Raw genomic sequence first — 26,798 nt, forward strand, 5'->3', positions numbered from 1 at the left:
CGATGTGAAGATCACCCTGATTGACGAAACGGAGCCGTCGATGGCTACGGGATCCGGAGGCCTCGATCCCGGCCGGGGGCCGGACGAGGAGCTGTGGGAGCGGTTGCGCGTCGGGGACCATTTCGCGCTCGGTGAGCTGTTCGACCGGTACGCGGACGAGGTGCGCGCCTTCGCGTTCCGGCGGACCGCCTCCTGGACTGCCGCCGACGACGTGGTCCAGGCGACGTTCCTGAGTACCTGGCGGCGCTTCCAGCGCAACCCGCCGGGGCCGCTCACCGCACCGACCGCCCGTGGATGGCTGCTCATGGTGGCGCGCCACGAGTGCAGCTCCCTCTTCCGTACGGCGAACCGGTTGCGCAAGCTGGTCGATCGCCTGCCCGAGCCGGCACCTGACGAAGACCATGCCCCCGACGTCGCCCGCCGGCTGGACGACGAACGCCGGATGTCGGCGATCCGTCGCGCCGTGGCCAAGCTTCCCCGGCACGAACGCGAGACGCTCGAGCTCGTCGTCTGGTCCGGGCTCACCACCGCCGAGGCAGCGGACGCGCTCGGCGTACCGGTCGGAACCGTCAAGGCCCGCCTGCACCGCACTCGTCGCCGCTTCCCCGACCTGCTGACCCGGGTCGACCTCACCGAGGAGCTCTCATGAACACCGAACTCGAACCGCCGCCGGTCGCCCCACTGACCACCGCCGAGCGGGCCCGGCTCCGCAACCGCGTGATGGACAAGACGCGACCCGCCGGTCCCCACCCCGCCCGCCGCTGGATCGCCCCGGCTGTCGGGGTCGCGGCCATCACCGCAGTGGCGGCCGGCACGCTCGTCGTCACCAACCGGCCGTCCGACGATTCCGGAGTCGCCGGTCGCGCTACGGCAGCAGCGCCGACTGCGGCCCGAACCGGCCTCGAAGTCGTGCCCGACGCCGAGGCGACCGTCGCGTTCGTGAAGTCGTGCGAGCGCCGCCTGCACGTCGAGGAGATGAAGCAACCGTTCACGGTTGTCTGGGCGCGGCGGGTACCGGGTAAGACGTCGAAGGCCACCGACATCCTCATGATCGTCAAGGGCTCCGGAGCCTCAGGCATCGCATCCTGCCTCACCCCCTCCGGAGGAGGCATCTGGCAGAAGGATCCGTCGGGGTGGACCAAGCCGCCGACGCAGAAGCAAGGCCTCGCGGGCCTGACCGGAGGCACCTACTCGACTTCGGAGCCGAAGCCGGAGTCCCGGATCTGGATGCTCTACCGGGCCCGTCCGGAGATCGCCCGGGTCGAGTCCCGCTACGTCTCGAACGGAGCCGTGGGCCCCTGGCAACGAGGGTACGTCGACAGCGGCTACGCCTACGCGGACAACCGGACGAACTCGGACCTCGGTGCCGGCGACCTGCGCCAGGAGGTGCGGGCGTACGACGCCCAGGGCCGGGTGGTCCCGATCCAGGCGAAATAGCCGCTGGTCAGCCGCGGCGGGCGATGGTGCGGGCGAAGTTGATGGCGACCAGGCCGGCCCAGCAGATGACGACGCCGAAGGGGCCGATCATGCCGGCTGCGATCGCGGTGATCGGGATCGCGGCGACGATCGAGACGATCGCCAATGCCAGCCCGCCAGGGTCGGTCTCGCGGCTCGGGCGCCGCCGAGGCGCAGGCTCCGGCAGCAGCCCGGCGCTACGGTACCGGTCGCGCGCGTCGAGCTTCTCGAGGAAGCCGTCGATGATCTCGGCCTCGTACTCCGGTCCCAGCTCCTGGCGTGCCGCCACCGCAGCACGCAGGTCCTTCCGCACCTCGTCCGTCGCCATACCAGCACGCTAGGCCCGCGAAACCGCCGTACCAATCGGGGAAACCCCCCGATCCCACCGGGTGTTAGACCTACCCCACAGAGGCGGAACCGCCCCCGGACGCTCGGTCCGGGGGCGGTTCGCCGTACAGCGTGTTACAGGTACTGACCCGTGTTGGTCGCGGTGTCGATGGAGCGACCCGGCTCGGTGCCCTGCTTGCCGGAGATGAGCGTCCGGATGTAGACGATCCGCTCGCCCTTCTTGCCGGAGATCCGGGCCCAGTCGTCCGGGTTTGTGGTGTTCGGCAGGTCCTCGTTCTCCTTGAACTCGTCCACGCAGGCCTGCAGCAGGTGCTGCACCCGCAGACCCTTCTGGTTCTCGTCCAGGAACGCCTTGATCGCCATCTTCTTCGCCCGGTCGACGATGTTCTGGATCATCGCGCCCGAGTTGAAGTCCTTGAAGTACAGGACCTCCTTGTCACCGTTGGCGTAGGTGACCTCGAGGAAGCGGTTCTCGTCGGCCTCGGTGTACATCCGCTCGACCGTGCGCTGGATCATGCCGTCCACGCAGCCCTGCCGGTCGCCGCCGAACTCGCCCAGGTCGTCGTCGTGCAGCGGCAGGTTCGCGGTCAGGTACTTCGAGAAGATGTCCCGCGCCGCCTCCGCGTCGGGGCGCTCGATCTTGATCTTCACGTCCAGCCGGCCGGGCCGCAGGATCGCCGGGTCGATCATGTCCTCGCGGTTGGAGGCGCCGATGACGAGGACGTTCTCCAGCCCCTCGACACCGTCGATCTCGCTCAGCAACTGCGGGACGATGGTGTTCTCCACGTCCGACGACACACCGGATCCGCGGGTGCGGAACAGCGAGTCCATCTCGTCGAAGAACACGATCACCGGCATGCCCTCGGAAGCCTTCTCCCGGGCCCGCTGGAAGACCAGACGGATGTGCCGCTCGGTCTCGCCGACGTACTTGTTCAGCAGCTCGGGGCCCTTGATGTTCAGGAAGAACGACTTCTGGCCCTCGGTCCCGGTCCGCTCGGCGACCTTCTTGGCCAGCGAGTTCGCCACCGCCTTCGCGATCAGCGTCTTGCCGCACCCCGGCGGGCCGTAGAGCAGCACGCCCTTCGGCGGCTTGAGCTCGTGCTCCAGGAACAGGTCCTTGTGCAGGTACGGCAGCTCGACCGCGTCCCGGATCTGCTCGATCTGGCCGGACAGGCCGCCGATCTGGGTGTAGTCGATGTCCGGGACCTCTTCGAGGATCAGCTCCTCGACCTCGGACTTCGGGATCTTCTCGTACACGTATCCGGAGCGCGGCTCCAGCAGCAGCGAGTCGCCGGCCCGCAGGGGTACGTCGAGCAGCGGCGACGCGAGTCGCACCACGCGCTCCTCGTCGGCCTGCGCGATCACCAGCGCCCGCTCACCGTCGGCGAGCAGCTCCTTGAGCATCACCACGTCCCCGACGACCTCGTACTCGCAGGCCTCGACCACGTTGAGTGCTTCGTTCAGCATCAGTTCCTGGCCGAGCTTGAGCGCGTCCAGGTCCACCGACGGGCTCGCCGCAACCCGGAGCTTCCGGCCGCCGGTGAACACGTCGAGGGTGTCATCTTCGTTCCGTCCGAGGAAGGTGCCGAAACCGGACGGCGGTTGCGCCAGCCGGTCGACCTCCTCCTTCAGGGCGATGATCTTCTCTCGCGCCTCCCGCAGCGTGTCGGCCAGCCGCTCGTTCTGAGCGGTGACACTCGCCAAGGAGGCCTGGGTTTCGGACAGTCTGCTCTCGAGCGACCGGCTGTCCGCCGGGTGCTCGAGCAGCCGACGTCGCAACGCCGCGACTTCGGCTTCCAGGTACCGGACCTGGTTACGCAGTTCTGCCGCGGTAGGACTCTCGTCTCCAGCCACGATCATCACCTCACCATGTGGGGCTCGACCCTATGGACCTTACCCAGAAAACCTCGCCGGGCAAGCTGAATCCCATCACGTGTCGGTTGCGGATGGAGTCCGTTGCCTACGGCATGTCGCCGGAAGTTTGTGCGGATGCCTCGGACGACGGCGCACCGGCTGCGTCAGGGCGGCGCGGTCCGGCGTAGTCGTCGCCGTACGCGCCCGGTGCCGGACGGCGCTTCTTGCGGGGTGCCTGCACCCCGTGCGCCATCCTCCGGGCGGTGACCAGGAAGGCCGTGTGTCCTTGCATCCGGTGACCCGGACGGACGGCGAGACCCTCTACATGCCAGTCTCGCACGAGTGACTCCCAGGCGCGCGGCTCGGTGAACTCGCCGTGTGCCCTCAGCGTCTCCACAACGCGGCTCAGCTGCGTTGTGGTGGCCACATAGGCACAGAACACGCCGCCGGGTGAAAGTGCCTCAGCGACCGCGTCAACGCACTCCCACGGCGCGAGCATGTCGAGGACGACGCGGTCGACGTCCTGCTCGTTCAGCTTCTCGACCAGGTCGCCGACCTCGAGCCGCCAGGCGGGGTGCTCGCCGCCGAAGAAGCCGGTCACGTTCTTGCGCGCGACCTCGGCGAAGTCCTCGCGGCGCTCGAACGAGATGACCTGGCCGTGGATGCCGACCGCCCGCAGCAGCGCGGTGGTCAGCGCGCCGGACCCGGCGCCGGCCTCGACCACCTTCGCGCCCGGGAAGATGTCGGCCATCGTGACGATCTGCGCGGTGTCCTTCGGGTAGATCACGGCAGCGCCGCGCGGCATCGAGACCGAGTAGTCGGCCATCAGCGGCCGCAGCGCGAGGTACTCGACGTTGCCCTTGGACCTGATCACCACGGCGTCCGGGCCGTCGATCAACTGGTCGTGCTCGATCCCGCCCTTGGTGGTGTGGAAGGTCTTCCCGCGCTCCAGCTTGACCGAGTGCCGGCGGCCCTTGGAGTCCTGCAGGGTGATCCACTCGCCCTCCTGCAGCGGTCCGTGATGGACGCCGGAGTACGCCTGGTCGGGAAAGTCGCGCAAGTCAGCCATAAGGCGCTCACCTTAACTTTCGGTCACCTGAACCGAAGAATCAGCGGCTGTTCAACGACCGCGGAAAGCGCGTTCAACGTCGGCGGTCGCGAGTACGCCGTACACGCCGCCGTCGGCGCCCAGGACCAGGTACTCCGAGGCGGGGTGCGCGCGCAGTGTGCTGAGGATCTCTTCGCCGGTGTCGTTGACGCCGATGATGTGGCCCGCGCCGATCCGGGTGGAGACCTCGCTGACCGTGGTCCACGGGCGCTGGTTCGGGGCGACCGCGGCGACCGCGGTCTCGGACACCAGGGCGTGCGGTTTGCCGTCGCCGTCGATCACCACGACCGCCCCGGCGTGCGCCTCTGCGGCGAGCCGGACGGCTTCCGCGAGCGGCGTACCGGAATGTACGGCGATGGCGCGGCGGGCCATCGTCCGGACCTGGAGGGCGGGCAGCTTGCGCCGCAGCCGGGCCTGCATCAGGGACGCGGTCGAGCCGGACCAGAGGAAGAAGCCGACCAGCAGGGCGATCAGGAAGTCGATCATCGACGGGTGCCGGCCCCAGATCTCCTCGAGCAGCACCGGCAGCGCCAGCACCGCCATCGCGAGGATCCGTCCGGCCCACGCGGCGGCGATCGTGCCGGTGTGCATGTTGCCGGTGAACTTCCACACGATCGCCCGCAGCACCCAGCCGCCGTCCAGCGGCAGGCCGGGCAGCAGGTTCGTGACGCCGACGATCAGGTTCGCCACGCCGAGTTCCCACAGGGCGACGTACCCGACGCCCTCGTCGAAGGCGCGGGAACCGAGGTACGCCAGGCCGCCGACGATCAGGGACGCGATCGGGCCGACGACCGAGACCGCGAACTCCTCGAACGGTGACTTCCGCTCCCCTTCGATGTGCGTGCCGGCCGCGAAGAAACCGAGGTTGATCTCCGAGACGCCGATGCCGAACCGCATCGCCATCAGCGCGTGCGCGAGCTCGTGGATCAGGATCGACACCGTGAAGGCGACCACGAACGCGAACGCCGCGACGTACCGCCAGCCGCCGAGCTCGGGGAACTGCTGCCCGATGATCGCGGCGAACCCGATCGCGAGCAGCATCGCCACCGGCAACCAGGTGAAACGCATGGTCAGCCGGATCCCGCGGACGCGCCCCAGCACCCACGTTCCGGGCGGTGGTTGGCCGACCGGCTGGGCGGGGTTCTGAGGGTCAGGCGAGTCTGGCATCAAGCCAACGCTACTTGGCCGGTGTTAACTCGCTGCTACACACCCACCGTCAGCGTGGCGACGTACCCACCGGACACGTCCCCGGCGACGGTCGCGAGCTGGTGTACGCCGTCGTCGTCGCCGAACACGTTGTCGTTCTCCAGCGACGTCTGGCTGAGGTTCTGCGCACTGCCGTCGTACCCGTCGGTGGCGTAGACGGTGCTGCAGACGTCCTTGGGGAGGGCGAGCTGCGACGTACGGGTGATCTGGCCGGCCTTGGTCGCCTCGGCGGCGCTGGCGTAGACCTCGAAGTGGATGTGCGGCCAGCGACCCATGTACGCGGCCGGGAAGATCGTCTTGAAGGTGACCTTGCCGGAGCCGTCCGCGGCCTGGACGCCGCGGAGGTAGTTCTCGTTCGTCACGCCGTCGGAGTACAGCGAGTAGCGGCCCTGGGCGTCGCAGTGCCAGAGGTAGACGGCGGCGCCTTCGAGGGCTTCGTCCTGGTTGGCGTCGACGATGGTGAGCTCGACGGTCAGCGGTACGCCGGTGGCGACGCCGGATGCGGATCCGAACGACTTGGTGATGTCGCTGCGGACGATGCCGGACTGGGTGAGGACGTTGGGCCCGTTCGAGCCGTCGCCCGGGTACGGTCCGCCGGTCTCCTGCGGGATCTCGTCCACGTCCGTGGAGGCATCGGTCGTCGTGCTCGGCGTACTCGAGCTGGCCGACGGCGTGGTGCTCGTCGGGGAGCTGCTCGGCGTGCTGGTCATCGTACTGTCGTCACTTGCGCAGCCGGCGACGGCGGCGAGGCCGGCGGCTGTGAACAGGCCGAGGAAGCGACGGCGGTGGAGTGTCGCGAGGTCGTACTCGAGACCGCGGTCGTGGTTCGGCGGAGGCTGCTTCGGTGGCGTCATGGTTCGAGCATGACAACGCCTCCCGGTGGTCGGCCGTGAGTTGGCTGGGAGATTCCTGTGAAGCGGTTTTCCACAGGGTCGGGGTGGGGTGCGGGCGAACTGTCGGTGGTTGTGCCTAGGGTTCGGGGCATGAGCATTGCAGCTGTTGTCGATCCGCACGTGCATCCGCGTGGGGCGTTGTCGCCGTCCCGGGCCGCGGACTTCATGAGCTGCCCGCTGAAGTACCGGTTCCGGGTGGTCGACCGCCTGCCGGAGAAGCCGTCGGCGGCCGCAGTTCGCGGGACTGTCGTGCATGCAGTGCTCGAGAGGCTGTTCGATCTGCCGCGCGGCGAGCGGACGCTGGAGCAGGCGGCGCAGATGCTCGAGCCGCAGTGGCAACGGCTGCTGGAGGAGGAGCCGGAGGTCGCGGAGCTGTTCGCGGAGGACGCGGACGGCGAGGAGCTGGCGAAGTGGCTGGCCGAGGCGCACCAACTGCTCGGCAAGTACTTCGCACTCGAGGACCCCAACGCGCTGGAGCCCGCCGAGCGGGAGCTGTACGTCGAGACCGCGCTGGACTCCGGTCTGGTGCTGCGGGGGTACGTCGACCGCCTGGACGTGGCGCCGACCGGAGAGATCCGGGTGGTCGACTACAAGACCGGTCGCTCGCCGTCGGAGTTCTTCGAGGCGAAGGCGCTGTTCCAGATGAAGTTCTACGCGCTGGTGCTGTGGAAGCTGCGCGGCGTGGTGCCGGCGATGCTGCAACTGGTCTATCTGGGCAACGGCGAGATCGTCCGCTACATCCCGGACGAGGCCGACCTGCGCGCCTGTGAACGCAAGGTCTCAGCGCTGTGGGTCGCGATCACCAGAGCCCTCGACTCCGGCGACTGGCGCCCCAGCCCGGGGCCGCTGTGCGACTGGTGCGACCACAAGCCCATCTGCCCGGCCTGGGGCGGCACGCCCCCGCCGCTGCCCACCCGCTCGGTGGAGGAAGTCGCCGCCGAGTCGGCGGGCATAGACCTGATCACAGTCGACGGCTAGAGCTGACCTCGCCCCCGGGAGAGGAACCCTGGGTGGATACGGTTCGTCGCATGAGTGTGGGCGATGTGGCGGTGCGGGCGACCGGCGTCTGGAAGCGGTATGGCGTCGGCCTCACGCAGGTGGATGCGCTGGCCGGCGTGAGCGCGGACTTCGGGAAGGGTCGGTTCACCGCGATCATGGGGCCATCGGGCTCCGGTAAGTCGACGCTCCTGCACTGTCTCGCGGGCCTGGACAAGCCGTCCGACGGCAAGGTGTTCCTCGGTGACGTCGACCTGACCTCGCTGCCGGAGAAGCAGCTCACGCATCTGCGCCGGGACCGGATCGGCTTCGTGTTCCAGGCGTTCAACCTGGTCCCGACGCTGTCCGCGCTGGAGAACATCACGCTCCCCCTCGACCTGGCCGGCCGCAAACCCGACCAGGACTGGCTGACCACGGTTGTCGACACGGTCGGCCTGATGGACCGCCTCGCCCACAAGCCGTCCGAGCTGTCCGGCGGCCAGCAGCAGCGCGTCGCCTGCGCCCGCGCGCTGGTCTCCCGCCCGGACGTGGTGTTCGCCGACGAGCCGACCGGCAACCTCGACTCGCGGTCCTCCGGGGACGTCCTCGACTTCCTGCATCGCTCGGTCCGGGAGTTCAACCAGACGGTCGTGATGGTCACCCACGACCCGACGGCCGCGTCGTACGCCGACCGCGTCCTGTTCCTGGCCGACGGACAGCTGCGGTCCGAACTGGTCGACCCGACGGCGGAGTCCGTGCTCGACGCGATGAAGCAGCTGGAGAGCCGGCCCGACACCGCCGACGAGCTGGCCGGCTGATGTTCAAGCTCGGCCTCCGTTCGGTGCTCGCGCACCGGCTCCGCTTCGTGCTGTGCACGCTCGCCGTCACCCTCGGCGTCGCGTTCGCCGGCGGCGCGATGGTCTTCACCGACACCTTGTCCTCGGCGCTGAAGAAGAACTTCGCGGTGAGTACGGCGGACGTCACGGTCACGCCGGCGTCCCCGATCGAGACCGGCACGGACCGCCCCGCGACCTTCCAGATCGAGCTCGTCGACCGCATCGCCGCCGTACCCGGTGTCGCTGCCGCGGTCCCGCAGCTCCTGGTCGGCAACGTGCAGATCCTCGGCCTGGACGGCAAACCGCTGGAGAACTACGGTTTGACGTCCTTCGGCGCCGCCTGGCCGCGGGACCCCGGTGCGGCGCCGTTCAAGCTCGTCGACGGTACGGCGCCCTGGAGCAGCGACCAGCTCGCACTCGACGAGTCGACCGCGAGCCGCGCGGGCTACCACGTCGGTGACCAGGTCCGGATCGTCACACCGACCCGAGCCGTCACCGCGACACTCACCGCGACCACGACCCCCGCGCAGGCCGGGGCGGCGGCCGGGGCACCGCTGGTCAGCTTCGACGGCGCGACGGCTCAGCTCCTGCTGCTCGGCAGACCAGGCTGGACTTCGATCACCGTCTCGCTCAAACCGGGTTCCGACCCGAACGCGGTCAGCAAGGCGATCGCGGACACCATCGGCGACTCGGTCAAGGTCAGGACCGCGAAGCAGGTCGCGACCGACGGCGAGAACGATCTCGACAACACCTTCGGCGGGTTCGGCACCGTGCTGCTGCTGTTCGCCGGCCTCGCGCTCTTCGTCGGCGGGTTCCTGATCGTCAACACGTTCGCGATGGTCGTCGCGCAACGGTCCCGGGAGCTCGCGATGCTCCGCGCGATCGGCGCGTCCCGCGGCCAGATCACCGGGACTGTGCTCGCCGAGAGCGTCATCATCGGCTTCGTCGGAGCAACGCTCGGCCTGCTGGTGGGCGTCGGCGTGGCTGCCGGCATCCGGTTCGGCTACGAACTGCTCGACCTGCGCATCCCGACCGCGTCGCTGCAGGTCACACCGACCACGATCATCGCCTGCTACCTGATCGGCATCGGTGTGACGGTCGCCGCCGCGGCCCCCGCCGCCCGCCGGGCCGGGAAACTCCCACCGGTCGCGGCGATGCGCGACGACGTCCACGTCCCGGAACGCTCGCTGCTCGCCCGGCTGGTGATCGGCGCCTTCATGCTGCTGATGGCCGTCCTCTTCTTCGGGATCGGTGTCGGCGCCGGCGGACTCCCCGGCGCCGTCCTGATCACGCTCGGCACCGGCACCGCCGTCCTCGCGGTCGTGATGCTCAACCCGCTCATCAGCCGGTACGTCGTCCGGGCCCTGATGTACCCGTTCGGCCGCAAGGCGCCGGTCACCCTCGGCCGCCGCAACGCCGAGCGGAATCCACGCCGTACGTCGGCCACCGCGTCCGCGCTGATGATCTCCGTGGGGCTGATCAGCGGCCTGCTGGTGATCGGCGCCTCCGTGAAGGCGTCGATCGACAAGAGCCTGGTCGACGCGCTGGGCACTGCCGAGATCCTCATCACCAACGACGGCACCCCGAGTTTCGGCACCGAGGTCGGCGACCGGACCGCGAAGATCCCGGGTGTCCAGGCGGTGCAGCGGGTCCGGCAGCAATCCGGTGAGGTCGGTAGCGCGAACGTCCAGGTCACCGGAGTCAGCGACGGCACGCTCGCCGGGCCGGTCACGACCGTGTTCGACGCCGGCTCGGCCGCGGCGCTCGCGGCCGGTCAGGCGATCCTCCCCCGCAACCTCGCCAAGACGCTGAAGCTCACCGTCGGCAAGCCGTTCGACCTGAAGACCGCGAACGGCACCCATCGCCTGACCGTCGGCGGGGTGCTCGCCCCGAACCGGCAGTTGAACGCGATCGTCGTGTCGCTGCCGACGTACGCGACGCTCGGCGGGTCGCCGAGCGACAACCTGCTGTACGTCGAGGTTGCCAAGGGCAATCAGGTGGCGCAGGTCCGGACCGCGATCCTCGACCAGCTCCGCAAGGACTACCCGACGATCGAGGTCCGCGACCAGGAGGCGTACGCCGCGGTCGCGCGGGAGCCCGTGAACGGCGTACTGGTGGCGGTCGGGTTCCTGCTCGCGATGGCGATCCTGATCGCGCTGCTCGGTATCGTGAACACGCTCGCGCTCGGCGTGGTCGAGCGGACCCGGGAGATCGGCCTGCTGCGCGCGATCGGGATGGACCGGCCGCAGCTCAGCCGGATGCTCCGGGTCGAGTCGATCGCGATCACCCTGCTCGGCGCGTTCCTCGGCCTGGCCATCGGCGTCGCGTTCGCCGTCGCGGTGCAATCGGCGATGGTGGACGACGGTCTCGCGGTCCGCGACATCCCGGTGCTGCAGCTGCTGATCGCTGTCGCGCTCGCGATCGTGTTCGGCGTACTGGCCGCGGTCTGGCCGTCCCGTCGCGCGGCCCGGCTGGACGTCCTGCAAGCGATCGCTTCAGAATGACCGGTTCAGGTGATCGGTTCAGGTGATGGCTCGGCGTGACGCGTGAGGTGGAGCCAGACCAGTGATTCACAGGTAGCCTGCCGGTGTGCCGGGGACCGTGCAGTCGATCGAGCGGGCCGCGGCGGTGCTGCGACTGCTCGCCGCCGCGCCTGACGGGTTGGGGGTGGCCGACCTCGCCAACGCGCTCGGCCTGGCGAAGACGACCGTGCACGGGATCGTCCGAACGCTCCATCAGGTCGGGTTCGTGGAACAGGACCACAGCGGCGCGCACTACCACCTGAGCGACGCGTTCGGTCGGCTCGGCGAGAGCTATCTCGACCCGAACGAGCTGCGCAGCCGCGCGATCAACTGGGCCGACTCGCTCGCCTCCCGCAGCGGCGAGGTGGTGCGCGTCGGCCGCCTCGTCGAGGGCAAGGTCGAGGTCGTGCACCATGTGTTCCGGCCGGACGACAGCGACCAGGACCTCGACGTCGGTACGACGCTGCCTCCGCACGCGACCGCACTCGGCAAGGCTGTGCTCGCGTACGACACCAGCGCCCGACCGAGGAGCCTGGAGGCGTACACGACACGGACGATCACCGATCCGGTCCAGCTGGGCGAAGAGCTCGCGACGGTCCGGTCGCGCGGGTGGGCGACCGAGTTCGAGGAGCACACGGTCGAACTGGCCAGCATCGCGGCGCCGATCCGGGGCCTCGGCGGCCTCGTCGTCGGCGCGGTCGGGCTGGCCGGCCGGATCGAGCGCATCTGCGACAGCAGGCTCCGGCATCGCGGTGATCTGGTCAGCATGGTCCGCGCCACCGCCGACGCCATCGCCCGCGACCTCCGGGAGGACCCGTGAGGTGGATCGATGGCTGAGCAGTATGTGGCAGCAGTGGATCAGGGGACGAACTCGACCCGATGCATCCTGTTCGATCGGCGCGGGCGGTTGGTGTCCGTGGCTCAAAGGGAGCACCATCAGTTGTTCCCCCGGCCGGGCTGGGTGGAGCACGACGCCGGGGAGATCTGGAACAACGTCACCCGGGTGGTGCCGGCCGCCATCAAGCAGATCGGCGCCACACCGTCCCAGATCGTTGCCATCGGCATCGCGAACCAGCGCGAGACCAGTCTGCTCTGGGATCGCGTCACCGGCCGGCCGATCGGGCGCGCGGTGACCTGGCAGGACACCCGGACGGACCGCCTCGTCACCGAACTGGCCGGCAGCGAGGGCCCGGACCGGTTCGCGGAGCTGTGCGGTCTCCCGCTGACGACCTACTTCTCCGCGCCGCGGATCCGGTGGCTGCTCGATCACACCCCGGGTCTACGGCAACGCGCAGAGCGCGGCGAGATCCTGTTCGGCACGATGGAAAGCTGGCTGATCTGGAACTTCACCGGCGGTGCGAACGGCGGTCTGCACGCCACCGACGTGACGAACGCGAGCCGGACGATGCTGATGAACATCGAGACGCTCGAATGGGACGACAGACTGCTCGAGGCGTTCGACGTACCGCGCGCGATCCTCCCCGAGATCCGCCCGTCGTCCGGGGTGTTCGCGACCGCGACCGAAGTCCTTCCGGGGGTTCAGATCGGTGCGGCGCTCGGCGACCAGCAGGCGGCGCTGTTCGGGCAGACGTGCTTCAGTGCGGGCGAGGCGAAGTGCACGTACGGCACGGGGTCGTTCCTGCTGCTGCACACGGGGCACGAGATCGTCCGGTCCAAGCACGGGATGCTCACGACGGTCGCGTACCAGATCGGCGACCAGCCGGCGTCGTACGCGCTCGAAGGCTCCATGGCGGTCACCGGGTCGCTCGTGCAATGGTTCCGCGACGGGCTCGGGATGATCCACACCGCGGCCGAGATCGAGACGCTGGCGCGAACGGTCGAGGACAACGGCGGCGCGTACATCGTGCCCGCGTTCTCCGGGCTGTTCGCGCCGCACTGGCGCAGCGAGGCGCGGGGCGTGATCGCCGGGCTCACCGGCTACATCACCAAGGGACACCTGGCCCGCGCCGTCCTCGAGGCGACCGGGTTCCAGACCCTCGAGGTCGTCGACGCGATGAACGCCGACTCCGGGATCGCGCTGACCGCGTTGAAGGTGGACGGCGGGATGACGGCCAACAACCTGCTGATGCAGTTCCTCGCCGACCTGCTCGACGTCCCCGTGGTCCGCCCGATGGTGACCGAGACGGTGTCGCTCGGAGCGGCGTACGCCGCCGGACTGGCCGTCGGTTACTGGCCCGACCTGGAGGGCCTGCGCAGCAACTGGCACCGCGCCGGCCAGTGGATGCCGCACATGGATCCGGCCCGCCGCGCCACCGAGTACACGAACTGGCAGGCCGCCGTCCAACGCACCTTCAACTGGATCCGCCCCGAGGACCACGAGGCCTAGCGTCCCGCACCGGAGTTCGCGACCCCTGTCCGGAGTGGGTGCCCTTCCCAGCCATGTCCAACTGGGTGGGGCGTTGTGGGGAGTTTCACCCTCCCGAATCGGGCAGCAGCCCACCCCGGTCCCGGTGCAAAACCTCCCCAAACCGGTTTGGGGCAGACGCGCTCCCCGATCCCGGTGCAGAGCCCTCCCCAAACCGGTTTGGGGCAGACGCGCTCCCCGATCCCGGTGCAGAGCCCTCCCCAAACCGGTTTGGGGAGGGCTCTCTGCGTGAACTGGGGAGCCGTACTGCCCGATTCGGGAGGGCAGGACTCCCCAAACCGGTTTGGGGAGGAGCGGGGCGTCACGAGGGGGGCCGGTTCGGGCCGGCGATTTCGGAGGGTGTCAGCGCGCGCAACGCGAGCCCGGACTATGCCGCGAACTTCCGGTGCGGACACTGATCATGGTTCATGGTCCTCGCGACGGTTATGCCGGGGAGACGATGTCCGGTGCTTCGAGGCGGACCTTGTCGGCCGACTCGTCGTCGGGCTGGTCCTGCGAGTCGCGTTCGGACTGGACCCGCTGGGTGTAGAACGAGACCTCGCGCTCGATCGTGGCCTCGTCCCAGCCGAGGATCGGGGCGACCAGCCGGGCGGCCGGCTCGGCGGCGCCGACGCCGCGGTCCCAGGCCTCGATCGAGATCCGGGTCCGCCGGGCCAGGATGTCGTCGAGGTGACGGGCGCCTTCGGCCTTGGCGCCGTACACGATCTCGGCCTTCAGGTAGTCCTGCGTGCCGGGCAGCTGCTCGCCCAGCGACGGATCCTCGGCGACGAGCTCGAGGACCTCGTCGATCAGCGCGCCGTACCGGTTCAGCAGATGCTCGATCCGGGCGACGTGCAGGCCGGAGCGTCGCGCGATCAGGTGCCGCTGGTTCCACAGCGCCTGGTAGCCGTCCGCGCCGACCAGCGGGATGTTCTTCGTGACGCTGCGCGGCACCCGGCCGTCGAGCGCGTCCGCGGCCGCGTCGATGGCGTCCTTGGCCATCACCCGGTACGTCGTGTATTTGCCACCGGCAACCACTACGAGACCCGGCGCCGCGTGGGCGACGACGTGCTCGCGGGACAGCTTCGACGTACTCTCCGACTCACCGGCGAGCAGCGGCCGCAGACCGGCGTACACGCCCTCGACGTCCTCACGGGTGAGCGGTGTGGTGAGGACGGCGTTGACGTGGTCGAGCAGGTACTCGATGTCCTTGCTGGTCGCGGCCGGGTGCGCCTTGTCCAGTTGCCAGTCCGTGTCCGTGGTGCCGATCAGCCAGTGCCGGCCCCAGGGGATGATGAACAGCACCGACTTCTCGGTCCGCAGGATCATCCCGGTGCTGGACTGGATCCGGTCCTTCGGTACGACGAGGTGGATGCCCTTCGACGCGCGGACGTGGTACTGCCCGCGTTCCCCCACCATCGCCTGTGTGTCGTCGGTCCAGACACCGGTCGCGTTCACGACCTGCTTGGCGCGGACCTCGAACTCGCGCCCGCTCTCCAGGTCCTTCGCCTGGACGCCGGTGACCCGCTCGCCCTGCCGCAGGAACCCGGTCACCTTCACCCGGTTCGCGACCAAGGCGCCGTACGACGCCGCGGTCCGGGCGAGCTCCATCGTGTGCCGCGCGTCGTCGACCTGCGCGTCGTAGTACTGCAACGCGCCGACCAGTGCGGACTTCTTCAGCGACGGCACGAGCCGCATCGCCCCGCGCCGGGTCAGGTGCCGGTGGATGGGCAGTCCGGCGCCGAGGCCGGAGCTGACCGCCATACCGTCGTACAGCGCGACACCGGCGCCGGCGTAGAACCGCTCCCACCAACGGTGCTGCAGCGGGTACAGGAACGGCACCGGCTTCACCAGGTGCGGCGCCAGGCGTTGCAGGAGCAGGCCGCGCTCCTGCAGCGCCTCGTGCACGAGCCGGAAATCGAGCATTTCCAGGTAGCGCAGGCCACCGTGAATCAACTTGCTGGACCTGCTGGAGGTGCCGCTCGCGAAGTCGCGCGCCTCCAGCAGTCCGGTGGTCAAGCCGCGGGTCGCAGCGTCGAGCGCCGCGCCGGTGCCGACCACCCCGCCACCGATCACCAGGACGTCCAGTTCGCGCCCGTCGGCCATCGCGTCGATCGCGTCGGCCCTTGCTTGCGGTGACAGAGCCACTACAGCCACTGTGTTCGTCCTTCCGATTCCGTAGGTCGTGCTGGATCAGTCGACGTCGACCCAATCAAGGGTGCGCTGGACGGCCTTCTGCCATCCGGCGTACCCCTTCTCGCGCTGCTCGTCGTTCCACTGCGGCTCCCACCGCTTGTCCTCGTTCCAGTTCTGGACGAGCTCTTCCTTGTTCTTCCAGAACCCGACGGCCAGGCCGGCCGCGTACGCCGCTCCGAGCGCGGTGGTCTCCGCGACGACCGGCTTGCTCACCGGTACGCCGAGGATGTCCGCCTGCATCTGCATGCAGAGCTCGTTCGCGGTCACACCGCCGTCCACCTTCAGTACGTCGAGCTTCACGCCCGAGTCCTTCTCCATCGCGTCGGCGACGTCCTTGCTCTGGTAGCAGATCGCTTCCAGTGTTGCGCGCGCCAGGTGGGCGTTGGTGTTGAACCGGGACAGACCCACGATCGCGCCGCGGGCGTCGGACCGCCAGTACGGCGCGAACAGGCCGGAGAACGCGGGCACGAAGTACACGCCGCCGTTGTCCTCGACCTGGCGGGCGAGCGTCTCGGTCTCACTCGCACCGGAGATGATGCCGAGCTGGTCCCGCAGCCACTGCACCGCGGAGCCGGTGACCGCGATCGAGCCCTCCAGCGCGTACACCGGGGCCTCGTCGCCGAACTTGTAGCACATCGTGCTCAGCAGGCCGGCCTTCGAACGAACCAGCTCGGTGCCGGTGTTGAGCAGCATGAAGTTACCGGTGCCGTAGGTGTTCTTGGCCTCGCCCGGGTTGAAGCAGACCTGGCCGACGGTCGCCGCCTGCTGGTCGCCGAGGTCGCCGGTCAGCGGTACGACGCCGCCGAGCGGACCGTGCGCGAGGGTTTCGCCGTACTTGTTCGGGTCCGACGACGGCCGGATCTCCGGCAGCATCTGCCGCGGGATGTTGAAGAAGCTGATCAGCTCGTCGTCCCAGTCGAGGGTCTCGAGGTTCATCAGCATCGTGCGGCTGGCATTCGTCACATCGGTGATGTGCACGCCGCCGTTCACGCCACCGGTCAGGTTCCACAGCAGCCACGTGTCGGTGTTCCCGAACACCGCGTCCCCGGCCTCGGCCGCTGCCCGCACGCCGTCGACGTTGTCGAGGATCCACTGCACCTTGCCGGCCGAGAAGTACGTCGCCGGCGGGAGGCCGGCCTTCTGCCGGATGACGTCGCCCTTGCCCTCGCGCTCAAGCGCGGAGGCGATCCGGTCGGTCCGGGTGTCCTGCCAGACGATCGCGTTGTAGTAGGGCCGGCCGGTCTTGCGGTTCCAGACCACGGCCGTCTCGCGCTGGTTGGTGATGCCGAGCGCCGCCAGGTCGCTCGCCTGCAGACCCTTCGCGCCCAGCGCGGTCTGGATCACCGAGCTGGTCCGCTCCCAGATCTCGACCGGGTTGTGCTCGACCCAGCCGGCCTGCGGCAGGATCTGGTCGTGCTCCAACTGGTGCTTGCCCACCTCGTTGCCGGAGTGGTCGAAGATCATGAAACGGGTGCTCGTGGTGCCCTGGTCGACGGCGCCGACGAAGTCAGCCATGGATAGTCCTCTCCTCACACTGCTCGCACTGCCTGCTCATGCTGTGGTGTTCTCCTCCGGGATCCGGCCCGGCTCCTCGTCCTCGTCCGCGATCGGAAGGTTCCGGCCGACCAGCAGGTCGTACAGGAACGCACCCACCAGCGCGCCGATGATCGGTGCCACGATCGGCACCCAGAAATAGACGTCCCCGAACTGATCCTTGAGTGCTCCGCCGTATCCGGTGATCAACGAGGCGACCCGGGGACCGAAGTCACGGGCCGGGTTGATCGCGTACCCGGCGTTGGTGCCCCATGCCATCCCGATCCCGACCACCAGCAGGCCGACGATCAGCGGCGCCAGGTTCGCCGCCGGGGAGGTGTTGCGCAGGTCGGTGATCGCGAGGATCACGAACATCAGGATCGCCGTACCGATGATCTGGTCCCGGAAGCCGCCCCACATGTGCACGCCGAGATCCAGGCTGCCGTTGCCGGGCAGGGTGGAGAAGATGCCCTGGGTCTTGATCGTGTGCCCCGGGTCGACCTTGCCGATCGCCTCGGTGTAGTTCCAGCGAACCACGAGCGCCGCCAGGAACGCCCCGAGGAACTGTGCCACCGAGTACGGCAGCACCTTCTTCCAGCTGAACCCGCGGAACGCCGCCAGCGCGATCGTCACCGCCGGATTCAGATGCGCTCCGGTCATCCGGCCCGCGGTGTAGATGCCCAGGGTCACGCCGAGACCCCACGCCCACGCGATCGAGTCGTGGTTCCCGATCCCACCCGCCACCACCTGCGCCACCACACCGACGCCGAACAGGATCAGAATGAACGTGCCCGCCAGTTCCGCCGAACACTCCCCCAGAAGGGTCTTCGCTTTGACCGCTTCGGTCGTAGCCATACCGAACCTCCCTTCCCCGCCGTGACGACCACGGCTGGCTGGAATGTAGGAGCGATCCCGACCCGGCACAACGCCCCCCGTTCGACATTGTCGAACGCCACCCCCGGCCTCCCGGCTGCGACACCCAGCGACGGCGGTAGGTTGTTCTTCCGCGTCCGATCCACTCCGAGGAGCTTCCGCCTGTGGCTCTGTCGCCGTACACCTTCCGGGGTGCGCTGTCCGTCCTCGACATCGACGCCCGGAACCGATCCGCCTTCGAGAGATTCTTCGGTACGGCGATCTTCGTCGGAGCCGGTGCCGCGACGCTTGCGGGTGGACCTGTTGCCGGGCTCACCGCAGCGGCCTGGCTGTCGCTGGTCGACCCGAAGAACGAGGCGGTGAGCCTGCTCGACGCCCTCGTGACGAACGTGACCAAGCGCCTCCGCGGCACCAAGGACAAGAACCAGCTTGACCTCGTCGTAGCCGCGCACACGATCACGGCCGTCTCGTCGTTCTTCGACGCGCTGCCCCAGATCATCGGCCCGAAGTATCGCGAACTCGGGCTCACCGACCAGGAGCGCCGCCACCTGCTCGCGGTACCTGGAACCGGATCCGACGACCTGTTCGATGTCGTTGTACCACTGTCGTCACCGGAGCTCGGGCTCGAGGAGAACATCGACCGCAATCTCAAGCCGTACTACCAGCGGCTCGGGCGACGTTGCCTCGATTTCTTCACTGGACTCGAGGCCTGGAGCCGGCTGGAACCAGTGCCATCTGCGGGGCTGAAGGAGGCAATCGTCGAACGGGCGGCCTCGCTGTACAGGAGCCGGCTGCTCGAGCTCAGCAACTCCGCGCCGTTCAGTCTGTGGGTGACGCTGAACGAATTCTCCGGCACTCGCGAGCTGATCCGCGCGCAGGCCGGCGTACAGGAAGCGGCGCTCGGTGAGCTTCGGACGATGCTCGCGATGGTGATGCCGGGCCGACCCGCAGCGCGGAACAGCTACCGCGAGAAGCTGGCGCTGGCGGCCCGTGAGGTCCTGGACGAGCCGCTGCTGCGCTCCCGTACACAGTCCGTCGCGTCACCTCCGGTGCGGGATGGGTTCGTCGAGCCGACCTTCCACTACGCGGTTGCGGACGATCGATCGCGACCCTCCGACGAGGCCTGGTGGTCGGAACAGCCGGAGCATTCGTCGCTGGTCGAGTACCTCGCGAGCTACCTGGCGAGCCCCGAAGGCGCCCGGCGGCCGTTGCTCCTGCTCGGCCACCCCGGCGCCGGTAAGTCGTTGCTCACGGAGGTCCTGGCGGCACAGCTGCCGGAAGACGCGTTCGCGGTCGTCCGCGTACCGCTCCGATCAGTCAATCCTGACGACGACCTGACGCTTCAGATCAACAAGGAGCTGCAGCGGACGCTCCAACGGCCGAACGCCGACCTCGACGAACTGCGGCAGGAATGCGGCGCCTGCGAGTTCTGCGGCGATGCGAGTGTGTGCCCGCACCGGTGTCATCTCGTCGTACTGCTCGACGGCTTCGACGAACTCGTCCAGGCCACCGGTGTCACCCAGTCGGCGTACCTGTCGAAGGTCGAGGACTTCCAGAAACGGGCCAGAACCCTGGGTACGCCGACCTCGGTCATCGTCACGTCCCGGACCGTCGTCGCGGACCGCGCCGAGATCGCCGCGGACACCCCGATGATCAAGCTGCGGGAGTTCGACAGGCCGAGGATCGAGCAGTGGCTCACCGCCTGGAACGCGGCGCACGCCGGGGCCGCCACGTTCGTCCCGCTGGAGATCGAGGAGATGACGGTCTCCGACGAGATCGCCGAGCTGAGCAGCCAGCCGCTGCTGTTGCTCATGCTCGCGGTCTACCTGGCCGAGCTCGGCACCAATCAGCTGGGCGGCGCCGACCTGACGCAGAGCGAGCTCTACCAGCGGATCATGGACCGCTTCATCACCCGCCAGATCACCGAGAAGACCGCACCGGAGGCTTCCGAGCCCGAGCAGAAGCTGCTGCAGCGTCAGCAACGCCGGCAGCTGCAATACGCCGCGATCGGCATGTTCAACCGCGGGCGGCAACACATCACCGATATCGAACTGAACGCTGACCTGGCCGCCCTCGAACCGCCCGCCGTCGCGCCGCCGGGAATCCAGCCGTTGACCGCGGCCGACCGCGTCCTCGGCGATTTCATGTTCGTCCACAACCCTCGAGCCGACCGCGAACAACGCAGCGCCTACGAGTTCCTCCACGCCACCTTCGGCGAGTTCCTGGTCGCCGAACTCGTCGTCGAACTCCTCGTCCAGCTCATGCGCCACCGCGACCTCGAAACCGCCTCGCTCAGCCCACAGCCAACCGCCCTCGACGACACCCTCCTGCGCCGCCTCCTGAGCCATCAGCCCCTCAGCACCCGCGGCCCCGTCCGACTCTTCATCGCCGAGCTGGCAGAGCGACTCCCCGAGGAACAACACCCTTCACTCCGAGCCACCATCAGCGAACTGCTACGCCGCGAACTCACCCGCCCGGACACCGGCGACCAGCTCTACGTGCCACTCCCCTACGACCCCGTACGCCACCGAGCCAGCTACACCGCCAACCTCACGATGCTCCGCATTCTCCTCGACGCCGAACCGGTCCCCGTACATGACCTCGTCGGCTCCGATGCAGCCGACCGCTGGCGCCCGCTGGTACATCTCTGGCGCGCCGGCCTCGACAATGCGGCCTGGTTCAGCGTGATGAGCACACTGGGCGTGGAGGCCTCTGAGGAGCCGCCTCCCTGGTGGAATTTGAGGCTGTGTCTCCGCCTCGACTCCACGCACGACGTCCTCGTCAACGAGGCGGAGCTACTGGGTGACCAAACGCACAAGGCGAGACTCGTGGTCGGCGCCCTCGCGACTCAGGTTGTCGACGACCCGTGGGATCCGTGGCGGGAGGCAGATCTCGCTGCCATCCAGCAGGTGGCGGTCATTCATTTCGCAGCCTCGGGTACGCCGCATTTCGGTCGTCCACTCCCGTACGACCACGCGTGGTACCAGAACCTGCTCACCATCTTGTCGGGCCGAACAGACGTGAACAGCAACGTCAAGCGAGCGATCTCGATCTTGCTCTCCCGGGCCGCTGGGGATCTGCCGGTCGAGGAGGTCACGGAGTTGCTCACCCACGCGTTCCCACCGCCCGAGAACACCGGCTACCAGGTCGAGTTTGCAGCCACTGCGGTCTGCCACCCGAGCGTGCTCAACGCGATACCCGGGCTCGAGGACCACATTCGCGCAGTTCCATCGCCCATCGCGCCGACAGTCGTCGCCATGCTCTGGTATGCCGAGCAGCGGGCCTCCGGCGCCGTGCAGGAGCAACTGCGAGAGATGCGACTCGACATCGACCGCGAATTGGCGCAAACGCCGGCCTCCTGTGCGCACACCTACTTCGCGCCGGAGTTCGTCACCTACCTGCGACTCGAGCAGCCTCCGCACTGGACGCCCCGACAGCCCGTCCTGAGGATCTTCGACAACCTCGAAGGATCGATTCTCGCCAGCATTGCTCCCGAGGACATGCTTTTCCTTGTGGAAACGTGGCCGGAGGACGTGGACGACTTCATCGGGCTCTATCTGGAGGGCCGGGCAGTGCCCCTGAAACAAGGCGACGATCCGCTCGAGGTCCTGCGGGCTCTCGTCCGAACCTGAGTAGCCGCTGAGAGGGCCTGGGGCGGCGTGCCAACCATCCGCCGTGGTTGGGCGTCTGCGGTTTGGGTCTGCTCAGGTTCGGAGGGTTGGATGAGGGTATCGCTGCTTGGGGGATGGTTTCCGGTGGTGCTGGATGCGGTTGCCGTCGGGATGGTGCTGGTTGCGGTGGGGTGGCGGGATCGGCGGTGGCGGGGGCAGGTGGTGCCGCTGGCGGTGGTCGGGGCCGCGTTGGTGACGCTCGTGGCGGCGTACCCGGGGGCGAAGCTCGTCGGGCTGACGGATCCGTTGCCGTTTGTGGTGTGGTTGTGGTTCGGGGTGGCTGTGGGGGCGCTGATCGTGCTGGGGGTGGGGTGGCGAAGTGCTCGGTGGTGGCGGCGGGGTACGGCGGTGGTCGCCGCGGCGCTGGCAGCCCTGGTGTGTGCCAACGGGATCAACCAGTTCGTCGGGTACTACCCCACGATCGACTCCGCGGTGAACGACTGGCGTAACGCTCCGCTGCCGGGTCAGGTGTCGATGTCGGGGCTGGCGCACGATGCACGCTCGGCGAAGGTTCCCTCGGCCGGGCGGCTGGTCGCGGTGGACATTCCCGCGACGTACAGCCACTTCGCTCATCGGCAAGAATTGGTGTACCTGCCGCCGATCTGGTTCGCGCACCGGCAGGCGCTCCCGGTGGTCGAGTTGATCGGTGGCGAGCGCGGCGGCCCGGGTGACTGGGTGCGGCTCGGCAACGCCGTCCAGGTGTCCGACGCGTACGCGCACCGGCACCACGGGTACGCGCCGATCCTGGTCTTCACCGACCCGATCGCGAAGTTCGACAACGACACCGAGTGCGTGAACGGGCCGCGGGGCAACTCCGCCGACCATCTCGACGAGGACATCCCGCGGTACGTCGAGAAGACGTTCGGCGCCTCCACCAACCCGAGCCAGTGGGCCGTCGCCGGCTTCTCGATGGGCGGCACCTGCGCCCTCGACCTGGTCGTCGAGCACCCGGGCGTGTTCGACCACTTCATCGACATCTCCGGGGACCTCGCGCCGTACACGACGACGCCCGCCGGCAGCCTGCACGATCTGTACGGCGGCAACGTGGCGCTCGAGAAGGCCAACGAACCGCTGCTGGTGATGCGTGCCCACGGCAAGTACCGAGGCGTCAACGGCCTGTTCCTGACCAGCACCGCGGAGCTGCGTCACCAGCACGAGGCGGAGGAACTGTCCACGGCCGGCGCCAAGGTGGGCATCTGGTCCCGGGTCGAGATCTCCCCCGGCACGCACGTGTGGCAGTTCGCCGCGCCCGCGTTCGCGTCGGCCTATCCTTGGCTCGTGAACCAGCTCGTCCTTCCGCAGCACGACGGGAGCCACACCAAACCGGCGTGATCCACACACTCCGACGGCTCGCCGCCGGCCTGCTCGTGCTCGCGTTCGTCAGCGCGGTCACCGGCGCCGCGATGGTCAGCGAGGTCCTCCCACCACCTGCCGCAGGCCCGGTCCGGGTGGTGGCCCTCGGCGACTCGGTCACCTCCGGTTCCAACTGCGACTGCACCGCCTTCCCTCAGCTGTACGGCGACCTGCTCCACAACCGCTCCGCCGTACCGGTCACGGTCGACAACCAAGGCGTCGCGGGCCTCGACTCGACCGGTCTGCTCCAGGAGCTCGACCTGCGCAACTCCCCCGTCGAGCAGGCCACGAAAACCGCGAACGTCGTACTGCTCACGATCGGCGCGAACGACTTCGGCGACCATCACGACGACGTCACCAGCGGGCAGTGCACCGGCGACTGCGTGTCCGACGAGTACGAGCAGCTGACCACCAATCTCGGCCGGATCCTGAGCCGCGTGCACGCTCTCCGCGGCGATCTGCCGACGACGATCCTGGTGACCGGCTACTGGAACGTCTTCAAGGACGGCGACGTGGCCAAGCAGCAGTACACCCCCAGCGGGAGGATCGCCAGCGACCAGCTCACGATCCGCACGAACACCGCGATCGCCGCCGCGGCACGGGCCGACGACGCGACGTACGTCGACATCTACACGCCGTTCGAGAACAGCACCGACATCACCGCGCTGCTGGCCTCCGACGGTGACCACCCGGACTCGGCCGGTCACGCGCTCATCGCCCGGCTGCTTCTTGCTGCAACGCCCAACCCTTTGCCTACGTCCCCACGTCAGGGAGGGTAGGGGGTGTCTGATGGTTCCACGCCGCACCGAGCACCTCCTCGCTACGGCGTGGAACCATCAGACACCCCCTCAACAGACCCAAAGGGGGACAGATGGCCGAGGCGACTGCGTTCGCCGAGTTCGCGACCAGCAGGCACGGCGCGCTCTTCCGGTACGCGTACCTGCTGACGAGCGAGCGCGGCCTCGCCGAGGATCTCGTCCAGGAGGCGCTGGTCAAGACGTACGTCGGCTGGCACCGCCTGCGCGATCCGAACAACGCCGAGGCTTACACGCGCCGCGTGATCACGACCACCGCGATCGGCTGGTGGCGCCGCAAGTCCTGGCGGGCGGAGCGGCCGTACGACGACGTACCCGATCAGCCCGTCAGCACCGACGACGCGACCGCCCGGGTCTGGCTGTGGCGCGAACTGCAGAAGCTCCCGCCGCGGCAGCGCGCCGCACTGGTGCTGCGGTACTACGAAGACCTCACCGAACCGCAAACCGCCGAGATCCTCGGCTGCAGCGTCGGGACCGTGAAGAGCCAGGTCTCCGACGCACTGAAGAAGCTCCGGACCCGCCTGGGCTCCGACGTCGTGCTGAAGGCAGGGATCACCGAATGAACGACCTCCTCAGGGACACGCTGGCCGAACGTGCCGCCGGCACCGAGCCGCCGCCGCTCGACCTCGACGGCATCATTGCGGCCGGCAACCACCGGGCCGCGCGCCGCCGTACGCTCGGCATCCTCGGCGGTGCCGTCGCGACCGCGGCCGTGGCCGTCGGCGGAGCGAGTGTGCTGAGGCCCCGCAACGAACAACCCCAGCCGGCCCGGCCCGGGCCGTTCACACAACGCCGCGCGACCTATGCACTGGGCAACGAGATCCACTACGGCTCCGAGGTCATCTCGGTGGCCCCGCACACGGTGACCGCATTCGTCCAGACCGACGCGGGCTTCGTGTTCCTCAACGCCGAGAACGCGATCCACGTGGCCGACCGGTCCGGCGTGCGGAGCCTGGGCAAGAGCAGCTGGGAGCTGGCCGCCGACTTCCGCGGCAACCTGGTCGGATGGGTCGAGGGTTTCAACGACCACAACGAGTCAGTGGTGTACGACGTCGCCACGGGCCGGGAACTCGTGCGGACGGCAGTCGGTAACAAGATCCCGCCGAACATCAGCCTCGTGTTCCGCTCGCGGATCATCGCGATCGACGGCGGGACGGCGTACTTCGACACGGTCGACGGCCCGTACCGCTGGGACATCCGGGCGAACCGGGGCGAGCTGCTCGCGAAGGTGCCGACGAACGCGGTCCGCGCGGTGGCGGCCGGGCAGATCGTGTTCCAGCAACCGCTCGAGCAGCGTCCACCCGCCGTGAGCCTGGCCGTCGCGAAGACGGTGTCCGCAACCGCGCCCGCGAGGTTCTCCGGCCAGCAGGCGTTCCTGTCACCCGACGGCAGGTACCTCGTGACCCAGCCCGACGACGCGCAGCCGGGCGCCTGGCCGCGCTGGGCCGGAATGAATCTGTTCGGTGTGACCGCCACCCGCGCCGCGGCAATGCCCCGCCAGTACGGGGTCTACCGCTTCGGCCAATGGCTCGACGAAACGACCTTCAGCGCTGTCGGTGTCCGACCCGGAAGCCTCGTGGACGTGGTCAGTCTGATCACCTACAACGCACGGACGAGCGCCCTCACCGTCGTCGCGCGAAACTTCTCCACCTGGACCTTCAGCAAGACCGCACCACGAACAACGCCGTTCGCCCTACCCACCGGCACGCCGATCATCGACCTGGCCGAGTGATCAGCCGGCCGAATCCGCCGTGGCGGCAGGCTGGTCCACGTTTTCCGGGAAGTGGCAGGCGGTCTGGTGGCCCGGCTTCAGTTCGACCAGCGGGGGTTCCTGGGTCTTGCAGATCTCCTGCGCCTTCCAGCAGCGGGTGTGGAAGCGGCACGCGGGCGGCGGGTTGATCGGGCTGGGGACGTCGCCCTGCAGCCGGATCCGCTCCTGCTTGCCCTTCCGCTTGGTGTCCGGCACCGGTACGGCGGACAACAGCGCGACCGTGTACGGGTGCATCGGCTTCTCGTACAGGTCGACCCGGTCGGCCAGCTCGACGATCTTGCCGAGGTACATGACCGCGACCCGGTCCGACACATGCCGTACGACGGACAGGTCGTGCGCGATCATCACGTACGTCAGGTCGAACTCTTCCTGCAGGTCCTCCAGCAGGTTCACGACCTGGGCCTGGATCGACACGTCCAGCGCGGACACCGGCTCGTCGGCGACGATCAGCTTCGGCCGCAGCGCCAGCGTGCGCGCGATCCCGATGCGCTGCCGCTGACCGCCGGAGAACTCGTGCGGATACCGGTTGTAGTGCTCCGGGCTCAGACCGACCAGCTCGAGCAGCTCCTGCACTGCCCGCTTGACGCCGTGCTCGGTCTTCACGTGCTGCAGCCGGAACGGCGCGCCGACGATCTTGCCGACCGTGTGCCGCGGGTTCAGCGAACCGTAGGGGTCCTGGAAGATCATCTGTACGTCGCGACGCAGCGGACGCATCCGCCCCTCGCTGAGGTGACTGATGTCCCGCCCCTCGAACACGATCTTGCCCGAGGTGGGGGCGAGCAGCCGGGTCAGCAACCGTCCGGTCGTGGTCTTGCCGCAGCCGGACTCCCCCACCAGCGACAGGGTCTCGCCGCGGGTCACGTTGAACGTCAGGCCGTCGACCGCCTGCACCGCGCCGACCTGGCGCTGCAGGACGCCCTTGCGGATCGGGAAGTGCTTGACGAGGCCGTCGACCGACAGGATCTCCTCGCCGATCTTGGGAACGACGGGAGTCGATTCGGTGTCAGCAGTAGTCACAGTCCGC

21 protein-coding genes are annotated in these 26,798 nt (G+C 68.7%); 12 read left to right on the plus strand and 9 right to left on the minus strand.

Features of this window, described 5'->3' with window-relative positions; genetic code table 11:
• Positions 1-40: 40 nt before the first annotated feature.
• Together EV651_RS32800 and EV651_RS32805 are read left to right on the plus strand one after the other, a co-directional pair.
• Positions 41-649, plus strand: a complete 609-nt coding sequence (locus EV651_RS32800) for an RNA polymerase sigma factor (protein WP_238157332.1) — start codon at positions 41-43, stop codon at positions 647-649.
• The gene (locus EV651_RS32805; protein WP_133789146.1) at positions 646-1,437 is read left to right on the plus strand and encodes a hypothetical protein; all 792 of its coding nucleotides are present in this window, start codon (positions 646-648) and stop codon (positions 1,435-1,437) included. The genes EV651_RS32800 and EV651_RS32805 overlap by 4 nt, the downstream gene beginning before the upstream one ends.
• A 7-nt stretch (positions 1,438-1,444) precedes the next feature.
• Here the strand turns inward: EV651_RS32805 and EV651_RS32810 are convergent, their stop codons facing one another.
• The 5 genes from EV651_RS32810 to EV651_RS32830 all read right to left on the minus strand — a co-directional run bounded on the left by EV651_RS32810 (position 1,445) and on the right by EV651_RS32830 (position 6,825).
• Complete coding sequence (locus tag EV651_RS32810; protein ID WP_133789147.1) at positions 1,445-1,783, minus strand: hypothetical protein; 339 nt, start codon at positions 1,781-1,783, stop codon at positions 1,445-1,447.
• 134 nt (positions 1,784-1,917) lie between these two features.
• Positions 1,918-3,663 carry a proteasome ATPase gene (gene arc / locus EV651_RS32815; RefSeq protein ID WP_133789148.1) on the minus strand — a complete coding sequence of 582 codons (1,746 nt, stop codon included), beginning with the start codon at positions 3,661-3,663 and terminating at the stop codon, positions 1,918-1,920.
• A gap of 100 nt (positions 3,664-3,763) precedes the next feature.
• Positions 3,764-4,726 carry a tRNA (adenine-N1)-methyltransferase gene (locus EV651_RS32820; protein WP_133789149.1) on the minus strand — a complete coding sequence of 321 codons (963 nt, stop codon included), beginning with the start codon at positions 4,724-4,726 and terminating at the stop codon, positions 3,764-3,766.
• A 51-nt stretch (positions 4,727-4,777) separates the two neighbouring features.
• Positions 4,778-5,932, minus strand: a complete 1,155-nt coding sequence (locus EV651_RS32825) for a M50 family metallopeptidase (protein WP_238157333.1) — start codon at positions 5,930-5,932, stop codon at positions 4,778-4,780.
• Positions 5,933-5,967: 35 nt separating this feature from the next.
• Positions 5,968-6,825 (minus strand): intradiol ring-cleavage dioxygenase, encoded by an 858-nt coding sequence (locus EV651_RS32830; RefSeq protein WP_133789150.1) that lies wholly within the window; start codon positions 6,823-6,825, stop codon positions 5,968-5,970.
• Between the two features lie 129 nt (positions 6,826-6,954).
• On the opposite strand from EV651_RS32830, the gene EV651_RS32835 reads away from it, so the two are divergent.
• The 5 genes from EV651_RS32835 to glpK (EV651_RS32855) all read left to right on the plus strand — a co-directional run bounded on the left by EV651_RS32835 (position 6,955) and on the right by glpK (EV651_RS32855) (position 13,544).
• Complete coding sequence (locus EV651_RS32835; RefSeq protein WP_133789151.1) at positions 6,955-7,842, plus strand: PD-(D/E)XK nuclease family protein; 888 nt, start codon at positions 6,955-6,957, stop codon at positions 7,840-7,842.
• A gap of 50 nt (positions 7,843-7,892) precedes the next feature.
• The gene (locus EV651_RS32840) at positions 7,893-8,657 is read left to right on the plus strand and encodes an ABC transporter ATP-binding protein (RefSeq protein WP_133789152.1); all 765 of its coding nucleotides are present in this window, start codon (positions 7,893-7,895) and stop codon (positions 8,655-8,657) included.
• On the plus strand, positions 8,657-11,179 hold the full coding sequence (locus tag EV651_RS32845) for an ABC transporter permease (RefSeq protein WP_133789153.1): 2,523 nt from the start codon (positions 8,657-8,659) through the stop codon (positions 11,177-11,179). Before EV651_RS32840 ends, EV651_RS32845 begins: the two co-directional genes overlap by 1 nt.
• 85 nt (positions 11,180-11,264) lie before the next feature.
• Positions 11,265-12,017, plus strand: coding sequence for an IclR family transcriptional regulator (locus EV651_RS32850; protein WP_133789154.1), 753 nt, complete (start codon positions 11,265-11,267; stop codon positions 12,015-12,017).
• A 9-nt stretch (positions 12,018-12,026) separates the two neighbouring features.
• Positions 12,027-13,544: a glycerol kinase GlpK gene (glpK, locus tag EV651_RS32855; protein WP_133789155.1), complete on the plus strand. Its 1,518-nt coding sequence runs from the start codon at positions 12,027-12,029 to the stop codon at positions 13,542-13,544.
• 462 nt (positions 13,545-14,006) lie between these two features.
• Here the strand turns inward: glpK (EV651_RS32855) and EV651_RS32860 are convergent, their stop codons facing one another.
• Genes EV651_RS32860 through EV651_RS32870 form a run of 3 tightly spaced genes read right to left on the minus strand, consistent with a single transcriptional unit; the run spans position 14,007 to position 18,146 of the window.
• Positions 14,007-15,719 carry a glycerol-3-phosphate dehydrogenase/oxidase gene (locus EV651_RS32860; protein WP_238157334.1) on the minus strand — a complete coding sequence of 571 codons (1,713 nt, stop codon included), beginning with the start codon at positions 15,717-15,719 and terminating at the stop codon, positions 14,007-14,009.
• Between the two features lie 36 nt (positions 15,720-15,755).
• Positions 15,756-17,273: a glycerol kinase GlpK gene (gene glpK, locus EV651_RS32865; protein WP_133789156.1), complete on the minus strand. Its 1,518-nt coding sequence runs from the start codon at positions 17,271-17,273 to the stop codon at positions 15,756-15,758.
• A gap of 36 nt (positions 17,274-17,309) precedes the next feature.
• Positions 17,310-18,146 (minus strand): MIP/aquaporin family protein, encoded by an 837-nt coding sequence (locus tag EV651_RS32870; RefSeq protein ID WP_133789157.1) that lies wholly within the window; start codon positions 18,144-18,146, stop codon positions 17,310-17,312.
• A gap of 182 nt (positions 18,147-18,328) precedes the next feature.
• On the opposite strand from EV651_RS32870, the gene EV651_RS32875 reads away from it, so the two are divergent.
• The 5 genes from EV651_RS32875 (at position 18,329) to EV651_RS32895 (ending at position 25,735) form a co-directional block, all read left to right on the plus strand.
• Complete coding sequence (locus EV651_RS32875) at positions 18,329-21,796, plus strand: NACHT domain-containing NTPase (protein ID WP_133789158.1); 3,468 nt, start codon at positions 18,329-18,331, stop codon at positions 21,794-21,796.
• A gap of 90 nt (positions 21,797-21,886) precedes the next feature.
• A complete protein-coding gene (locus tag EV651_RS32880) occupies positions 21,887-23,167 on the plus strand; it encodes an alpha/beta hydrolase family protein (RefSeq protein WP_133789159.1) in 1,281 nt (426 codons plus the stop codon).
• Complete coding sequence (locus EV651_RS32885; RefSeq protein WP_133789160.1) at positions 23,164-23,967, plus strand: SGNH/GDSL hydrolase family protein; 804 nt, start codon at positions 23,164-23,166, stop codon at positions 23,965-23,967. The genes EV651_RS32880 and EV651_RS32885 overlap by 4 nt, the downstream gene beginning before the upstream one ends.
• Positions 23,968-24,059: 92 nt before the next feature.
• Positions 24,060-24,566, plus strand: a complete 507-nt coding sequence (locus EV651_RS32890) for a SigE family RNA polymerase sigma factor (RefSeq protein ID WP_133789161.1) — start codon at positions 24,060-24,062, stop codon at positions 24,564-24,566.
• Positions 24,563-25,735 (plus strand): hypothetical protein, encoded by a 1,173-nt coding sequence (locus EV651_RS32895; protein WP_133789162.1) that lies wholly within the window; start codon positions 24,563-24,565, stop codon positions 25,733-25,735. Before EV651_RS32890 ends, EV651_RS32895 begins: the two co-directional genes overlap by 4 nt.
• On the opposite strand, the gene EV651_RS32900 is transcribed toward EV651_RS32895, so the two are convergent.
• Positions 25,736-26,791, minus strand: a complete 1,056-nt coding sequence (locus tag EV651_RS32900; protein WP_133789163.1) for an ABC transporter ATP-binding protein — start codon at positions 26,789-26,791, stop codon at positions 25,736-25,738.
• Positions 26,792-26,798: the final 7 nt, after the last annotated feature.

The sequence above is a fragment of the Kribbella sp. VKM Ac-2571 genome (genome assembly GCF_004362255.1).
GTDB classification, from domain to species: Bacteria; Actinomycetota; Actinomycetes; order Propionibacteriales; family Kribbellaceae; genus Kribbella; species Kribbella pratensis.

Bases quoted from the DNA above. Each gene is read 5' to 3' on its own strand.
- EV651_RS32820 (WP_133789149.1), bottom strand. From the start codon at position 4,726: ATGGCTGACTTGCGCGACTTTCCCGACCAGGCGTACTCCGGCGTCCAT.
- glpK (WP_133789156.1), bottom strand. From the start codon at position 17,273: ATGGCTGACTTCGTCGGCGCCGTCGACCAGGGCACCACGAGCACCCGT.
- EV651_RS32870 (WP_133789157.1), bottom strand. From the start codon at position 18,146: ATGGCTACGACCGAAGCGGTCAAAGCGAAGACCCTTCTGGGGGAGTGT.
- EV651_RS32880 (WP_133789159.1), top strand. From the start codon at position 21,887: ATGAGGGTATCGCTGCTTGGGGGATGGTTTCCGGTGGTGCTGGATGCG.
- arc (WP_133789148.1), bottom strand. From the start codon at position 3,663: ATGATCGTGGCTGGAGACGAGAGTCCTACCGCGGCAGAACTGCGTAAC.
- EV651_RS32835 (WP_133789151.1), top strand. From the start codon at position 6,955: ATGAGCATTGCAGCTGTTGTCGATCCGCACGTGCATCCGCGTGGGGCG.
- EV651_RS32800 (WP_238157332.1), top strand. From the start codon at position 41: ATGGCTACGGGATCCGGAGGCCTCGATCCCGGCCGGGGGCCGGACGAG.
- EV651_RS32825 (WP_238157333.1), bottom strand. From the start codon at position 5,932: ATGCCAGACTCGCCTGACCCTCAGAACCCCGCCCAGCCGGTCGGCCAA.
- EV651_RS32830 (WP_133789150.1), bottom strand. From the start codon at position 6,825: ATGACGCCACCGAAGCAGCCTCCGCCGAACCACGACCGCGGTCTCGAG.
- EV651_RS32895 (WP_133789162.1), top strand. From the start codon at position 24,563: ATGAACGACCTCCTCAGGGACACGCTGGCCGAACGTGCCGCCGGCACC.
- EV651_RS32845 (WP_133789153.1), top strand. From the start codon at position 8,657: ATGTTCAAGCTCGGCCTCCGTTCGGTGCTCGCGCACCGGCTCCGCTTC.
- EV651_RS32810 (WP_133789147.1), bottom strand. From the start codon at position 1,783: ATGGCGACGGACGAGGTGCGGAAGGACCTGCGTGCTGCGGTGGCGGCA.
- EV651_RS32890 (WP_133789161.1), top strand. From the start codon at position 24,060: ATGGCCGAGGCGACTGCGTTCGCCGAGTTCGCGACCAGCAGGCACGGC.
- glpK (WP_133789155.1), top strand. From the start codon at position 12,027: ATGGCTGAGCAGTATGTGGCAGCAGTGGATCAGGGGACGAACTCGACC.
- EV651_RS32805 (WP_133789146.1), top strand. From the start codon at position 646: ATGAACACCGAACTCGAACCGCCGCCGGTCGCCCCACTGACCACCGCC.
- EV651_RS32840 (WP_133789152.1), top strand. From the start codon at position 7,893: ATGAGTGTGGGCGATGTGGCGGTGCGGGCGACCGGCGTCTGGAAGCGG.